Source organism: Caenimonas soli (genome assembly GCF_013155545.1).
GTDB classification, from domain to species: domain Bacteria; phylum Pseudomonadota; class Gammaproteobacteria; order Burkholderiales; family Burkholderiaceae_C; genus Ramlibacter; species Ramlibacter soli.
Genome location: NZ_JABJVV010000017.1, coordinates 18,728 through 33,284 on the forward strand (window position 1 = coordinate 18,728; position 14,557 = coordinate 33,284).

Here is a 14,557-nt window from a genome sequence, read left to right on the forward strand (position 1 = left end):
TGTTGCAGCGATTAAGTGAGGAGCGCTGCCCGCGCTTCGTGCCAGGAAGCCTCGCTGGGAGCGCAAAGGAGCCCGCCGGTGGTGTGGGTCGGCAGGTACGGGGTTCCGTCGAAATGGGCGCTGAAGCCCCCGGCTTCGCGATGCAGCAACCAGCCTGCGGCATGGTCCCACGGCATCAGCCTGTTGTAGAACAAGATGTGGCAATGCCCGGACGCCGCCAGGCGGTACTCGTGCGCTGCGCAACGGAACCAATTCGTCGACGAAAGCCGGGAAAGGTTTCCATTCACTTTGGAGCGCAAAGGTTCGGGCAGGAAATTCGTTCCGGCAATTCCTTCCATCTCGCGTACCGGCACCGGACTGGCGACTTGCAGGCTCGAGCGAGCGCCGTCCTGGGCCAGCATCCACGCGCCACCATCACGCAGCGCAAAGGCCGTGCTGCCGCCGACAGGATCATGGATGACGCCGCCGACAATTTGCCCGCGCATCAGCGCAGCAGCCATCACGCCGAACAAGGGCAGGCCCGAGGCAAAGTTCTTGGTGCCATCCAGCGGGTCGACCAGAAAGGCCAGTTCCGCACTGCCCAGCGCCTGCAGCAACTCGGGGTGGCGATCGGCAGCTTCCTCCCCAACAACGACGGCTTCCGGAAAGCATGAGTTCAGGCGTGACGTGATCGCCCTCTCAGCAGCTTCGTCGGCTTCAGTGACGATGTCGAAGGCCGAACTCTTCTGTCGAATTCCCGCTTTCTGCAACCTTCCAAACCTGGGCATGATTTCGTCGGCTGCTGCCTGCGCAAGTGCCGAACCCAGCTGATCCAGATCGGAAGGGGAGAACTGCACGGAAATTTCGATTTGAGTGGGAGGCAGTGAATTGTAGGAGCGCACGGTCCCCTTCGTTAGCATTAGCGACAATCCGCATGATCATCGACCTCATCGACGGCACCTACGAGCTTTTTCGGCAGTTCTACGGCTTGCGCCGCTTCACGAAGGGCGAGGATCGGCCCTTCGGCGCGGTGATCGGCGTTCTGAACGGCGTGCTGGAGATGATCGAAAGCAAGGTCACGCATGTCGGCGTGGCAACTGATCACGTCATCGAGTCGTTTCGCAATCGCATGTGGCCAGGCTACAAGACCGGTGAGGGAATCGAGCCCGCGCTGCTCGCTCAGTTCCATCCCCTGGAGGAAGGGCTTGCTGCGATGGGCGTCGCAGTCTGGCCGATGATCGAGCTCGAGGCCGATGACGCGCTGGCGACGGCCGCGCGGCTTGCAGATGAGGATGAACGGGTGGAGATGGTGCGCATCTGGACGCCCGATAAGGATCTGGCTCAGTGCGTTCGCGGTGACCGCGTGCTTCAGGTCGACCGAAGGGGTAAGGAGATTCGTGACGCCAATGACATCCGGAAAAAGTTTGGCGTAGAGCCGGCATTGATCCCGGACTTTCTTGCCCTTGTCGGCGATGCCGCTGATGGATATCCCGGCATCAAAGGGATTGGGGCCGTCGGTGCCGCGCGCCTGCTCAACCTTTACGGGCCCATCGAGGCCTTTCCGGCGAATGTCTTGGGCGATCAACTCGAACCCGCAAAGTTGTTCAAGCGGCTGGCGACACTCCACACCGATGCGAAGCTGTTCAGCGATGTCGACGAGTTGCGGTGGAGCGGACCCACACGCGCGTTCGCCGCATGGACCGAACGCATTGGGGCTCCTCAACTGCTTCAGCGCAGTCTCGACGCGCAGACTCAGCGCCTTGCATCGCGCAGCATGAAAAGGTAAAGGCCTTCCACTTTCTCGCGAGCCCAGGGCGTTTTGCGCAGGAATTGCAAGCTCGATTTGATGCTCGGTTCGTGCGTGAAGCAGCGCACCGGTATGCGCACCCCGAGCTCAGACCACCCGTAGTGGGCTTCAAGGGCCCTAACAATGGCCTCCAGCGTCATGCCGTGGAGGGGATTGCGCGGTTGGACAGAAGGGGAGGGAGAGTCTTGCATCGCCGTATCTTCGCGCATTCAGTCCGAAAGCCCCGCGACGAAAGCGTCGATGCTCCCAGCCAGCAGGTATGCGACGGCGCACGAAAGCGCCGGGTCGCTCGCCTTCAGCGCCTTGCAGCGTCCGGGATCCACGCGCGCCTTGACCGAGCGCGGCGGGGACGCGTCCGCAAGGAGCTCGACGTCCGGAGCGACCCCGACTTTATGTACCGTTTGCCCGGAAGGTCCGTGATAGATAGCCGTCGTCAGCTTGAGCGCACCTTTGTGCTCGCCCAGGGGAAAGGTCGTCTGGACGCTGCCCTTTCCGAAGCTTCGCTGCCCCATCACCGTCGCGCGGCCGTTGTGCTGCAACGCATCCGCGACGAGTTCGGAGGCGGACGCGGAGCGTCCGTCGACAAGCACCACCATCGGCAAGCCCGCGAGCAGTTCGTCGGCGTCGGCTTGCCAGGCGCGCTGCCGGGCCGGCGTGCTGCCGCGCAGCGAAACGATCTCACCTTCCCGCAGGAAGGTATCGGCGACTTTCACCGCTTCACGCAGCAGCCCGCCGGGATTGCCCCGCAAGTCGAGGATCACCGCTCGCGGCTGCTTCAGGGCTGTGGCGTCCGCGATGGCTTGCACCAGTGACGCTGCCGCCGCACTGCTGAAGCCCGCAAGGCGAAGCACCAGGACCTCGCCTTCCATGCTCCAGCGCAACAGCTGCCTGCGGATGATGTCGCGGGTGAGCGAGACCGTGAACTCCTGGGCGGTGCCCGCCCGCTGGATCGTGATCGACACCGGCGTGCCAGGCTGGCCGCGCATTCGCTCAATCGCTTCCGCCAGCGGAAGGCCCCCAATCGGTTGGTCGTCCACACGCACGATCAGGTCGCCGGGCGCGAGGCCGGCGCGCGCCGCTGGGCTGTCGGGCATCGAGGCCACTACGCGCACGGCACCCTCGCTGGGCTCGACTTCGAGTCCCAGGCCGCCGAAGCTGCTCAAGCCGCCGCGTTCGTTGCCCTGGGCCCGCGCGTCGAGGTAGCGGGAATGCGGATCGAGCGTGCGCAAGGCCTCGTTGATTGCCTTCTTGAACACCTCCATCGGATCGCCGCCGCCCGGCGGCAGCGGCTCCATCACCTTCATGGCGACGGCAGCGAAAGCAGGCAGATCGACTTCCGTCGCATGGCTGCGCTTGACCCGTTGCAGCACGGTCGCGAGAAGCTCGCGATGCAGGTCCGCCTGCTCACCGGGTGGGACCGACCGCGCATACGCGTCCTGCAGGGAAGTGACGACGTCCTCGTCGGTGGCTGCCGATGGCAATGCGGCAAGCGAGGCGCTGCCGGCAAAGAGCAGGCAGGCTGCGGCGCATGCGCGAAGTGTCGGGAATGCGTGACTCATCGCCGGACAGGTGAAGCGTTGAGAGACACAGTATGGCACTGCCCAGGTTCGCTTGCACGTCCGCTTCAACGCTCAGCTGGCTGACTACCGGCCCCCCACAGATTGCACTACTGGTGCAAACTGCTGCGTAGGGCATTTGCGCCAAGGAAGGCTATGAAGTACGACATGATTGAGCGTGGCGAACGTCTCGAGGCGATCGGCTGCCACAGCGGTTATCGGATCCGGGTTTCCACGTTGTCGGCTGGGAACCTCGCCATGTGGCCGGTCAGCATCCATGTGCGGGGATCGGAAAGCGAAGACGAGGTTCGCGTCGACGCGCCCAAGCGGCATCTGGCCAGCGCCATCGAAGCAATCGACTATGGGTACGAGTGTGCGGTCCTGTGGATCGACGCGCAGGATCATCGGCGCTATTGACGTTTTTCGCTACATTGGAGGGTTTTGGGAGGAGAACATGAAAAAGTCGAGTCCGACCGAGGGCCAGCCGGCATCTGAGCTGATCGACAAGAAAATCGCCGGGCTTGGAGACTGGCGCGGGGAAACCTTGAGCAGGATGCGCAAGCTCATCAAAGAGGCGGACCCGGACGTCGTCGAGGAGTGGAAGTGGATGGGCACACCCGTGTGGTCACACGAGGGGATCATCTGCACCGGCGAGTCCTACAAGTCGATAGTGAAGTTGACCTTTGCCAAGGGGGCTTCGTTGCAGGACCCGGCCAAGCTCTTCAACTCGAGCCTCGATGGGAACACAAGGCGCGCAATTGACATCCATGAGGGGGAGGAGGTCGACGCGGACGCGTTCAAGGCGCTCATCCGTGCCGCGATCGCCCTCAATACATCCGTCGAAAAGGCAAGGCCAAAGCGAGCGAAGTAGGCTGCGGGGTCGCGCCCCTTTGCGTCAATGTTGAAACGCCCACTGCTCTATACGTACCGCCGCTGTCCCTATGCCATGCGGGCGCGGATGGCGCTTCTTCAGGCGTCGGTCGGATTCGCTGCGTACGAAATCGTGCTGAGGGAAAAGCCCCTCGAGATGCTGAAGGCTTCTCCGAAGGGAACGGTGCCGGTTCTGGTATTGCCGGATGGCCTGGTCATTGAGGAGAGTCTGGACATCATGCGCTGGGCGTTTCAGGGCCGAGATCAAGAAGGTTGGTGGCAGCGAGCAGATACACAAAGCAACCTGGCCTTGATAGCGCTCAATGATGGCCCTTTCAAGCAGCAACTTGACCTCTACAAATACCCGGAACGGTTTGAGAAAACTGATCCGGCAATTCATCGTGACCAGGCCGTGAGTTGCCTGTTGCATCCGCTTGAGCAGCGACTGGCGATGGAGCCCTATCTGGGCGGCAATGAACCCTGTGCGGCTGATCTGGCCATCTTCCCATTCGTTCGGCAGTTTCGTGCGGTCGATCCCGGCTGGTTCGATGCGCAACCTTTGCACGCTATCCAGCAATGGTTGCAAGGCTGGCTGCAAGGCGAACAGTTCAATGCATGCATGAAGAAGTTGCCGAGTGGCCTGAGCCTGGAATTCTGAAGAGATGAAGTAGGATCGCGGTTGCCTGGCGAAGGCCTCCGTCTGGCGGACTTTTTCATGGAGACTCCATGCGCCCGTTCGTTCTTGCTTTCTGCCTGCTCGCGGGCGCTGCCGGTGCGGCGCAGCCCGTCGCCCCCTGGCGCACCTCAACACCCGAAGAACAGCGGCTCGATGCAGCCGCATTCGAGGGTTTCGACCAGAGCATTGGCGAACGGCTCACCGACATCCAGAGCGTGGTAGTGGTTCTGAAGGGTCGCACGGCCTACCAGTACCATCGCGACGGGAACCCCGAGGCGCTTCGCGACACGCAGTCCGTCGCCAAGAGTGCGCTGGCAACACTGGTCGGCATTGCGCTCCGGCAGGGCCATATCGCGTCGCTCGATCGGCCGGTGGTGGAACTGGTGCCGGCGTGGCGTCCGCTCAATGCAGATCCGCGGGCGCAGACGATCACTCTGCATCACCTGCTCGCCATGACGGCTGGCTTCGAAGTGAGCGACGCCACCGGCACGGCGGCCCCACAGGCGCCCGAGCAGGCGTGGGCGCGACCATTGCGCAGCCAGCCCGGCCAGTCCTTTGCATATGACAACAGCATCGTCAACCTGGTCACCGCCGTCCTGGAAAAGGTGACCGCTCGCCCACTGGGCGACTATGCACGTGAGCAACTCGTGCAGCCGTTGGGCATGAACGAGCCGTCCTACCAGCGCGGCTTGCACCTGCGCACCGTCGATATCGCGAAGCTGGGGCACCTGTTCCTGCAGGACGGCGCCTGGAACGGACATGCGCTGCTGCCGCCGGGATTCGCGGCGCAGGCCGTCAGGGCGCACAGCGACGGCGGCCCGCCGGTGCGGCTGCCCTATGGACTGTTCTGGTGGGTGCCTTCCGACAGCACGTATTTCGCCAGCGGCTATGCCGGCCAGTTCATCTGGGTCCATAAACCGCTGGACCTGGTGGTCGCCATCACCTCCACCGTTTCGGCGGGAAGCCAGCAGCGCGGCCAAGCCATGCAACTCATTCGCGGGCGCCTGTTCCAGGCCGTGCAGAAGCGAGTGGGGTCAAACGCGCCGCCGTGACGCTCCTGCCACAATGGCCCCATGCTACTGGACGCGGCGCTGCGTGATCAGGTGCGCGACCGCCTCGCCGCCTTCGCGGTGCGTCGCCTTCCTGTGGGCACTCAGCGCGCGGCGGCGGTGGCGCTGGCGCTCGTCGAAGAGGGCGACGGGGCCCTTATCGCCGGTATTCGCGCGCCCGCGAATGGGAGTCGCTCCGCAGCCGTGCTGTTGACGCGCCGCGCTGCCGCGTTGTCCAGCCATGCGGGCCAGTGGGCACTGCCTGGCGGTCGCATTGATCCGGGTGAGACGCCCGAAGCGGCGGCACTGCGCGAGATGCACGAGGAAGTGGGGCTTGCATTGAGTGCGGCCGACGTACTCGGGACCCTGGACGACTACGCTACCCGCTCCGGCTTCGTGATCACGCCCGTCATCGTATGGGCCGGCAGCGCGCACACGCTGCAACCGAACCCGGACGAGGTCGCCAGCGTACATCGCATCCCGGTGACGGAGTTCTTGCGCCCGGATGCACCGCTTCTCGATCCATCGGAGGAGCCGAGGCGCGAGATCCTGCGCATGCCAGTGGGGGATACCTGGATTGCAGCGCCCACAGCGGCCATCCTGTACCAGTTCAGCGAGGTGTGCATCCGCGGCCGCCGCACTCGCGTGGCGCACTACGACCAGCCGCTGTTCGCGCGACGCTAAAGTGGTGACCTAACCCGCATCCGTCCTGAATGCTTCGATGGCTTTCTTCGCGTCTTCGGCAGCATCGGCCTCAAGTTTCTTGCTGCCCCACTTTGGTTTCCCAAGATAGTTCGACAAAGCCGTGACGCGCTTGACCACCTTCGCATTCAGCTTGATCGCATAATTGCCGTGTCTGTCGACCTCTATGTCATAGGTCAGCCCAGCTCCGCTATGACGTGTGTATTCAATTCTCATTTGTCCATTCTCGCCGAGCCACGACGTGCGAATCGTGAAGTGCACGGGTGTTACGTGTTTCCTTCGTCGCGGCCGCTAAGTCGCTGCGTCTGGCGCATCCTTCGACGTTTGAAACACGCGCGTAAAGTCGCAGCACTCCTGCGCCAGCATGATGATCGAAGAGACCAGCGTGCTGCGGTGCCCTCCCTTGTATACGGCTACATAGTCCACGTCGGGCGGGGAGGGGGTAGTCTTGATCACGTCGAGCATGCCTGCGGCAATCATCGGGGCGAGACACTGCCGAGGGAGATAGCTGACACCCAGCCCCGAAACCGTCATGCCGATCAGCGCGACCAGATTGCTGCTGCTGATGACATTCGCAGGTTGGAAGCCGAGCGCCTTGAACCATCGCGCGTAAAGAAGCCCGGTACCTGACTTTTCCCCTTGGACCAGGAGTCGATGCGTGGCCAGTTCATGAAGCCGGAAGGTTTTGCGTGGGTCGAGCATGCCCGGCTTGCACATCCAGGCGTATTCCACGCTTCCCAGCACTTTCGATGAGAAGCGCGTGTCCGGGAACGAATCAGGCAAGACGATCAAGTCGACTTCGTCGGCCAGCATCTTGTCCCTCAGCTGGACGGAGGTGTCCACGTCGGGCTCGATGATGACCTTCGGGTAGTAGCGTTGAATCAGGTTCACCAGGCGCGGTAGCCAGGTCATGGCGGTCATTTCCGTCACGCCGATCCGCACGCGTCGTTCAATCACTTCAGGGCGACTGAACTGCTCGATCGCAGCGTCACGTTGCTCAAGCAGCTTCTTGGCGAGCATGAACATTTCCTCGCCCTTCTCGGTGAGCCGTGCGCTGCGCTGGCTGCGGTCAAACATCTCCGTGTCGAACAACAGTTCCAGCTCTTGCACCCTTTTGGATACGGCCGACTGTGTGGTGTGCAATTTCAGTGCGGCTTGGGAAAAGCCACCTAGCTCAGCGATCCAGAAGAGCGCCTCCAGCTGCTTGAACGTCATCACGTGCGCACCCTCCTGGCGTTAACCCTAAGAATATCTCTTTTTTCGATAACTTTCGATGCGTAAATATCGCTTTTTTAAATTGTACCGGTCGACCAGAATTCGGCCTGACCCTAAAACACCCGAAAGGACCACCATGAACGCCAGATTCGCCCTCGTCATTCTTGCCTCGACCCTCGTGGCTGGCACCGCCAGTGCAGACCAGCTCGCCGACATCAAGGCGAAGGGCGTCCTGACCTGCGGCACGCTGGGCACCTCCGAGCCCTTCAGCTTCCCGGACCCGCAGACCCGCGAAATCACGGGCTATGACGTCGACTTCTGCAAGGCCGTGGCCAAGTCGCTCGGCGTGAAGCTCGAGCTCAAGCCCATCGCCGTGGCCGCCCGTATTCCGGAGCTGCAGCAGGGGCGAGTCGATGTCGTCATCGCGAATCTGGGCTGGTCGCCCGAGCGCGCCGAGCAGATCGCCTTCAGCAATCAATACTTCGCGAGCCAGCAAAAGGTTGCCGCGCTCAAGGCAAGCGGCTTCACGGCCGTCAAGGACCTGGCGGGCAAGCGTGTCAGCGCCACCAAGGGTTCCAGCTCCGAGTTGGCAGTGCGCAAGGCCTTGCCGACCGCAACGACGGTCACCTTTCAAGACCCGCCAAGCGGCTTCCTGGCGATGCAGCAAGGCAAGGTCGACGGCTTCGTTCTGTCGGAACTCGCTCTGGTGAAATTCAAGCAGCAGTCCGAGGCAACGTCGCCGGTCGTGATCCTCGAGCCGTCTCTGATGCTGGAGCCGTGGGGAGTCGGCATGCGCAAGGGCGAAACGGCGCTGATCAAGCACGTCAATAGCTTGTTGGAGTCCATGGAAAAGTCCGGCGAAGCGGTGCAGGTCTACGACAAGTGGATGGGCATGGGCACTCCCTACAAGATGCCGCGCGGCTTCAAGATCGAACCCATCAAGGGCTGATCGGCCACATCAGCGCCACGCCGTCGCAGTCACTCAACCGGACACAGTTTCATGAACGCCAAACTGGATTTCTCGATTCTGATGCGGCCCGAGTATCTGAAGATGATTCTCGACGGCATGGTGACCATGTTCGAACTCACGCTGTTCGCATGGGTTCTGGCGATGGTCATAGGCATCGTGCTCGCGGTGGTGCGGATGACCAACAGCCGCATCGCACAGGGCTTTGTCGCCGCCTACGTCGAGTACCACCAGAACGTGCCGATGCTGGTCCAGATCTTCCTCTGGTACTTCGGCGTGGGAACGCTACTTCCTGCCGGCTGGCAGCAGTGGCTCAACGCCCATCACAGCGAGTTCGTCTTTGCTTTCATCGCGGTCGGCCTGGCCATGGCGGCCTACATGTCGGAAGACCTTCGCGGCGGCATCCGCTCCATCCCCAGGTCGCAGATCGAAGCGGCCCGGGCCCTCGGCTTGTCGTACCTGAAGACCAGCCGCCTGGTGGTGCTACCCCAAGCCATCCGGATCGCGATGCCAACCCTGGTCAGCCACACGGTCCTGCTCTTCAAGAACACCAGCCTGGCCATGACGATCGGCGTTGCGGAACTCACCTATGCAACCCGCGAGATCGAGAGCCAGTCATTTCGAACTGTCGAGGTGTACCTGATGGCGACCGCTGCCTACCTGGCCATCTCGCTGCTCATCATGACCGCCGGCGGAATGGTCGAGCGTCGCCTGCGCATCCAGACGAGGTAAGCCGTGCAAGACATCCTCACGATCCTGCGCGACAACTGGACCCTGCTGCTGATCGGGCAGTACCCGAACGGCCCGCTGGGTGGCCTCGCGATCACGCTGTTGCTGTCGGTCCTCGGCCTGGCTCTGGCCTTCCCCCTCGGCGTCCTTCTGGCGCTGGCACGGGTCAGCCCGATCCGCTGGTTGCGCGCGCCCGCCACGGCGGTCGTCTACTTGGTCCGCGGCGTGCCGCTCATCATGTTCATCTTCTGGGTCTATTTCTTTCTGCCCGCGCTGACAGGACGCACGGTGAGCGGCGTGACGACCATGGTCGTCACCCTCGTCATCTACCAAGCGGCCTACCTGGCGGAAGTAATCCGCGCGGGAATCGAGGGACTCTCGCATGGACAGACCGAGGCCTCTCGCGCACTGGGCCTGAGCTACATGCAGACGACGTTCAAAGTGGTGTTGCCGCAGGCGCTCTACAACATGGTGCCGGCCATGGTCAGCCAGTTCGTCTCGACCATCAAGGAAACCTCCTTGGGTTACGTCATCAGCGTCAACGAACTGACGTTCGCGGCGAACCAGGTCAACAACACTTTGCTCACCAAGCCGTTCCAGGTGTTCATCATCCTGGCGGGCATCTACTTCCTGCTCTGCTTCTCGCTGACCCAACTGGCTCGCCACCTCGAGCGGCGCATTGCGGCAAAACGCGCGGGCTCCCAGGGAGTGTCTCCGCGCACACCGGTAACCGTGACCGCGCTGGTGCAGCCGGTCGAGTAACGCCCCTTCGCTTTCACAAAGGTTCATCATGGACAAGACCTCTGCTGCCGCAGACGGCAAGAAGATGATCGTCTTCAGCGCCGTCAACAAGTGGTACGGCCCCAACTTCCAGGCGCTGACCGACATCAATGCGGATGTCGCCAAGGGGGAAGTCGTCGTGGTGTGCGGGCCCTCGGGATCCGGCAAGTCCACATTGATCCGGACTGTCAATCGGCTGGAGGAAATCCAGGGCGGCAGGATCGAGTTCGACGGGCAAGACATCCACGCTCCAAAGCTCGACCTGAACAAGTTTCGCAGCCACGTCGGCTTCGTGTTCCAGAGCTTCAACCTCTTCCCGCACCTGTCGGTGGCCGAGAACATCATGCTGGCGCCGACAAACGTTCTTGGCAAGAGCAAAGCGCAGGCGCGCCAGCGCGCGGTGGAGTTGCTCGATCGAGTCGGCCTTGCCGCCAAGGCGGACGCATACCCGGGACAGCTCTCCGGCGGCCAGCAGCAGCGCGTGGCGATCGCGCGGGCCTTGGCCATGGACCCGCCGGCCATGCTCTTCGACGAACCGACCAGCGCGCTCGACCCGGAGATGGTGGGCGAGGTGTTGCAAGTGATGAAGAGCCTGGCGCGCGACGGCATGACCATGATGTGCGTCACCCACGAGATGAACTTTGCACGAGAAGTGGCCGACAAGGTCTGGTTCATGGACGCTGGCCGCCTGGTCGAGATCGATACCCCCGAAAACTTCTTCAGTCGGCCCAGGAGTGAGCGGGCGCAAAAATTCCTGTCGGACCTGCGCTCCCACTGAGTGGCCCCCATTTCAGACCACACAACAAATCATCATGACCACTGACCAAGGCATTCTCTTCTCCGAGGCGCTGACCCAAGAGATCAAGGACCGTTTTCATTACGTCGATCGCGACATGAACGGGCGCGAGCGTCTGTTCTTCGACAATGCGGGAGGGTCCTTCAGGCTGAAATCGGCGACCGAACGCTTCGCCCAGATCGACGCGTTGCCCGACTGCCCGGAGCGCATTCACGAACTGGCGCTGTTCCTTCAGAAGGTCCAGGCCGATGGCACGTCTGACGTGCGCACGATCCTCAACGCTCGGGGCGGCAGTGTCTACGCGTCGCTGACGGCCTCGGGAGCAATGTTCGACATGGTTCGCGCCGTGGCCGAGAACATCCCGGGCACGAACATGGTGACCACGACGCTCGAGCACCCTTCGTCGTTCGACGCCATGACCCTCTACGCCCAGCGGCTGGGCAAGGAACTCCGGGTTGCCAGGTCCAACCCTGTCACCGGCGGCGTCGATGTGGCCGACATCGTTGCGCTGGTGGACCAAGACACTGCGCTACTGAGCGTGATCTACGCATCCAACATCTCCGGTGCCAAGCTCGACATCGAAGAGATCGTCAAACAGGCACGCGCCATCAAGCCCGACCTCTACATCGTCGTGGACGCGGTGCAACACGCTCCGCACGGCCTCATCGATCTTCAGAGGACGCCGGTCGACGGCATCAACATCGCGCCCTACAAGTTCTTCGGTTGCCGTGGCTCCGGCATTTCGTGGGTGTCGGATCGAGCCGCACTGCTGCCTCACCACAAGCTGGCGGGCAAGAAAAAGGACTTCTGGGACCTGGGCAGCTCGGCGCCGTGGCAGTTCGGCGTGGTGACCGAGATCGTGAACTACGTGTGTTGGATCGGCGGGCAGTTCATCACCAGCGCCGACCGGCGCGAACTATTCGCCTGTGGCATCAAGAAGATCGAATTGCACGAGCGGGCGTTGCTGTCACGCATGTTGAACGGCAGCGATGGCCGCTCGGGGCTGCGGCACCTCGACGGGGTGCAGGTCTTCCTCGACTACGAAGACCTGACCAAGCGCGATCTGATCCTCGCCATCGGCATCGACAACCTGGAGCATTCCCAAGCCGTTCGCGAGTACGAAAAGCGCGGGGTCATCGTCTACGAACGGGTGTCCACGAGCTTGTACTCGAAGCGGATGCTGGACTCGTTCGGCCTGGAAGGTGCCATCCGTGTTTCGCCGCTGCACTGCAATTCAGTAGCCGACATCGACCGCTTCCTTCACATCACGCGCCAGATCAGTCTAGACTTCTCCGGCGTGGAGGCGCGGTAGCATCATGCGGATCCTTGTACTGGGCGCGGGCGTCGTTGGAGTGACCAGCGCCTACTATCTGGCCCGAGATGGCCACGAGGTGACGGTCGTCGATCGGCAGCCGGGAGCAGCGCTTGAAACGAGCTTCGCCAACGCGGGCCAGGTGTCGCCGGGTTACTCGGCGCCGTGGGCAGGGCCCGGCATCCCGCTCAAGGCGTTGCAGTGGCTGTTCCAGCGTCATTCGCCACTGTTCATCAAGCCGGCGGAGTCGCTTTGGCAGCTCCAATGGACCGTGCAGATGCTGCGCAACTGCACCGCCGAGCGCTACAAGGTCAACAAGAGTCGCATGGTGCGGCTGGCTGAGTACAGCCGCGACTGCCTTCAGGCGCTGCGCGCGGACACGGGCATCCAATACGAAGGCCGCCAGCGAGGCACGTTGCAGGTGTTCCGCACGCAAAAGCAGTACGACGCCGCCGCGAAGGACATCGCCGTGCTGAAGGAGTGCGGTGTCCCCTTCCAGATGCTGGATCGCGACGCTTGCGCCGTCGCCGAGCCGGCGTTGGCTTTGGTCAAGGACAAACTGGTGGGCGGTCTGCGCCTTCCGGGAGACGAGACCGGGGACTGCCATTTGTTCACAACTCGCCTCGCCGCGTTGGCGGAGCAAATAGGTGTGCGCTTCCTGTGGGGGCGCCCGATCGATTCGCTGGCTGTGGCCGGAGGGGCCATCGCCGGTGTTCGCTCGGGAGGCGAAATGCTGACGGCCGATCAGTACGTCGTGGCGCTCGGAAGCTATTCGAGGGGGCTGCTGAGATCCGCCAGGCTTGACATCCCGGTCTATCCGGTCAAAGGGTTCTCGCTCACCGTGCCGGTCCGCGACCATGCGGCCGCACCTGTCTCCACGGTCATGGATGAAACCTACAAGATCGCCGTGACCCGCTTTGACGACCGGATTCGTGTTGGTGGCATGGCGGAACTGTCGGGCTTCGACCTGCGGTTGAACCCGCGCCGGCGTGCGACGCTGGAAATGGTGGTGAGCGACTTGTTTCCGCAAGGCGGAGACGTGTCGAAGGCCACTCTTTGGACCGGCCTTCGCCCGATGACGCCGGACGGCACGCCGGTGCTCGGCGGCACCCGGTATCCGAATCTTTGGCTCAATACGGGGCATGGCACGCTGGGGTGGACGATGGCATGCGGTTCCGCACAGGTCCTCGCCGACCTGGTCGGGCAGCGCAAGCCGGCCATCCTTGTCGATGACCTGCACGTCGGCCGCTACGGCACGAATGGTCCTTCGTTACGGACACGGCGCGGTACCAGTAACCGCGCGGAGCGGTAGCTGCTCAGGCCAGGCCACAGCCCCGGGCAATCTCCGCTGCGCATTGCTGCAGCCGTGGCAGCAACTCGAACAGGTCGGGGCCGTCCGCGCCCTTCACCGCGGCGATGGTCAGCGCCGCCTTCGTTTTCGCACCTTCGCGGCCGACCAGCACGCCCAGGTCTAGACCGCCGACGAAGCGCGCGCCTTCCGCATAGGCCCAGCCGTCTTCCCGCACGCGGGTAAGCCTCTGGGCGAACTCCTGCCGTTCGGCCGCGCCCATGCGCAGGTAGTCGGCCTGCCGTGCCAGCAGTTCGGTGCGCTCCGGCGCCGGGATGTGGGATAGCAGCAGCTGGCCGGACACGGTGGCCACGGGCGAATGCAGCGAGCCGATCTGCACCGACAGGCGCACCGGCTGCGGGCTTTCGACCTGCGCCAGCACCAGCACCTGGTCCCGGTGCAGCACCGAGAGGTGGCAAGACTGCCGCACCCGGTCCACCAGATCGTGCATGAGGGGCATGGCCACCTCGATCAGCTGTTCGTGCGGCGAGTGCGTACGGCTCAGTTCGAACAGCTTGAGCGTCAGCTGGTAGCCGCCCGCATCGTCGCGGCGCACGTAGCCGCGCGATTCCAGGCAGGTCAGCATGCGGAACAGCTCGCCCGGCTCACGCCCCAGCGCCCGGGCCAGCTGGGCCTGGGTGAGAGGCACCGCTTGCTCGGCCAGGTATTCCAGCACGTCCAGCGCCTTCTCCAGGGCCGGGACGGCGTACTTGCTGCGGGGCGCGGATTCGGACTCGGCTCGGGTCATGGTCTTTTCTTGATTGTCGCCGG

Annotated in this window: 18 protein-coding genes; 12 read left to right on the forward strand and 6 right to left on the reverse strand. The window is 63.1% G+C overall.

Translation table 11 applies throughout. The annotated features are described in order from the left end of the window. Positions 1 to 11: 11 nt before the first annotated feature. Positions 12 to 842 carry an inositol monophosphatase family protein gene (locus HNE04_RS22245; protein WP_407926616.1) on the reverse strand — a complete coding sequence of 277 codons (831 nt, stop codon included), beginning with the start codon at positions 840 to 842 and terminating at the stop codon, positions 12 to 14. Between the two features lie 71 nt (positions 843 to 913). Here HNE04_RS22245 and HNE04_RS22250 point away from each other — a divergent pair, with 71 nt between their 5' ends. Next, positions 914 to 1,765 carry a 5'-3' exonuclease gene (locus HNE04_RS22250; RefSeq protein ID WP_172224196.1) on the forward strand — a complete coding sequence of 284 codons (852 nt, stop codon included), beginning with the start codon at positions 914 to 916 and terminating at the stop codon, positions 1,763 to 1,765. On the opposite strand, the gene HNE04_RS22255 is transcribed toward HNE04_RS22250, so the two are convergent. Together HNE04_RS22255 and HNE04_RS22260 are read right to left on the reverse strand one after the other, a co-directional pair. After that, positions 1,732 to 1,995: a VF530 family protein gene (locus tag HNE04_RS22255; protein WP_235965306.1), complete on the reverse strand. Its 264-nt coding sequence runs from the start codon at positions 1,993 to 1,995 to the stop codon at positions 1,732 to 1,734. The two genes, HNE04_RS22250 and HNE04_RS22255, sit on opposite strands and share 34 nt — an antisense overlap. Next, complete coding sequence (locus tag HNE04_RS22260; protein WP_172224199.1) at positions 1,996 to 3,345, reverse strand: S41 family peptidase; 1,350 nt, start codon at positions 3,343 to 3,345, stop codon at positions 1,996 to 1,998. It lies immediately after the preceding gene. A gap of 153 nt (positions 3,346 to 3,498) precedes the next feature. Between HNE04_RS22260 and HNE04_RS22265 the strand changes: the two genes are divergently transcribed. The 5 genes from HNE04_RS22265 to HNE04_RS22285 all read left to right on the forward strand — a co-directional run bounded on the left by HNE04_RS22265 (position 3,499) and on the right by HNE04_RS22285 (position 6,621). Next, on the forward strand, positions 3,499 to 3,759 hold the full coding sequence (locus tag HNE04_RS22265) for a hypothetical protein (RefSeq protein ID WP_172224201.1): 261 nt from the start codon (positions 3,499 to 3,501) through the stop codon (positions 3,757 to 3,759). Positions 3,760 to 3,796: 37 nt separating this feature from the next. Continuing rightward, a complete protein-coding gene (locus HNE04_RS22270; RefSeq protein ID WP_172224203.1) occupies positions 3,797 to 4,213 on the forward strand; it encodes a DUF1801 domain-containing protein in 417 nt (138 codons plus the stop codon). Positions 4,214 to 4,240: 27 nt separating this feature from the next. Then, positions 4,241 to 4,870, forward strand: coding sequence for a glutathione S-transferase (locus HNE04_RS22275; protein ID WP_172224206.1), 630 nt, complete (start codon positions 4,241 to 4,243; stop codon positions 4,868 to 4,870). 68 nt (positions 4,871 to 4,938) lie between these two features. Further along, positions 4,939 to 5,940, forward strand: coding sequence for a serine hydrolase domain-containing protein (locus HNE04_RS22280; protein WP_172224209.1), 1,002 nt, complete (start codon positions 4,939 to 4,941; stop codon positions 5,938 to 5,940). A gap of 21 nt (positions 5,941 to 5,961) precedes the next feature. Then, positions 5,962 to 6,621 carry an NUDIX hydrolase gene (locus HNE04_RS22285; RefSeq protein WP_172224212.1) on the forward strand — a complete coding sequence of 220 codons (660 nt, stop codon included), beginning with the start codon at positions 5,962 to 5,964 and terminating at the stop codon, positions 6,619 to 6,621. A gap of 9 nt (positions 6,622 to 6,630) precedes the next feature. Here the strand turns inward: HNE04_RS22285 and HNE04_RS22290 are convergent, their stop codons facing one another. Together HNE04_RS22290 and HNE04_RS22295 are read right to left on the reverse strand one after the other, a co-directional pair. Beyond that, complete coding sequence (locus tag HNE04_RS22290; protein WP_172224214.1) at positions 6,631 to 6,855, reverse strand: hypothetical protein; 225 nt, start codon at positions 6,853 to 6,855, stop codon at positions 6,631 to 6,633. A 75-nt stretch (positions 6,856 to 6,930) separates the two neighbouring features. Next, positions 6,931 to 7,854 carry a LysR family transcriptional regulator gene (locus HNE04_RS22295; RefSeq protein WP_172224217.1) on the reverse strand — a complete coding sequence of 308 codons (924 nt, stop codon included), beginning with the start codon at positions 7,852 to 7,854 and terminating at the stop codon, positions 6,931 to 6,933. Between the two features lie 136 nt (positions 7,855 to 7,990). On the opposite strand from HNE04_RS22295, the gene HNE04_RS22300 reads away from it, so the two are divergent. From HNE04_RS22300 to HNE04_RS22325, 6 genes are all read left to right on the forward strand, one after another. Next, positions 7,991 to 8,803, forward strand: a complete 813-nt coding sequence (locus tag HNE04_RS22300) for an ABC transporter substrate-binding protein (RefSeq protein ID WP_172224219.1) — start codon at positions 7,991 to 7,993, stop codon at positions 8,801 to 8,803. Positions 8,804 to 8,854: 51 nt separating this feature from the next. After that, positions 8,855 to 9,553, forward strand: coding sequence for an amino acid ABC transporter permease (locus tag HNE04_RS22305; RefSeq protein WP_172224221.1), 699 nt, complete (start codon positions 8,855 to 8,857; stop codon positions 9,551 to 9,553). Positions 9,554 to 9,565: 12 nt separating this feature from the next. Further along, entirely contained in the window at positions 9,566 to 10,312 is a 747-nt protein-coding gene (locus HNE04_RS22310; RefSeq protein ID WP_328700393.1) for an amino acid ABC transporter permease, read from the forward strand. Positions 10,313 to 10,376: 64 nt separating this feature from the next. Beyond that, the gene (locus tag HNE04_RS22315) at positions 10,377 to 11,108 is read left to right on the forward strand and encodes an amino acid ABC transporter ATP-binding protein (protein WP_172224445.1); all 732 of its coding nucleotides are present in this window, start codon (positions 10,377 to 10,379) and stop codon (positions 11,106 to 11,108) included. Between the two features lie 34 nt (positions 11,109 to 11,142). Then, entirely contained in the window at positions 11,143 to 12,438 is a 1,296-nt protein-coding gene (locus tag HNE04_RS22320) for an aminotransferase class V-fold PLP-dependent enzyme (protein ID WP_172224227.1), read from the forward strand. A 4-nt stretch (positions 12,439 to 12,442) separates the two neighbouring features. Further along, positions 12,443 to 13,750 carry a D-amino acid dehydrogenase gene (locus HNE04_RS22325; protein WP_172224230.1) on the forward strand — a complete coding sequence of 436 codons (1,308 nt, stop codon included), beginning with the start codon at positions 12,443 to 12,445 and terminating at the stop codon, positions 13,748 to 13,750. Between the two features lie 4 nt (positions 13,751 to 13,754). Here the strand turns inward: HNE04_RS22325 and HNE04_RS22330 are convergent, their stop codons facing one another. Further along, the gene (locus HNE04_RS22330) at positions 13,755 to 14,534 is read right to left on the reverse strand and encodes an IclR family transcriptional regulator (protein WP_172224232.1); all 780 of its coding nucleotides are present in this window, start codon (positions 14,532 to 14,534) and stop codon (positions 13,755 to 13,757) included. Positions 14,535 to 14,557 lie beyond the last annotated feature (23 nt).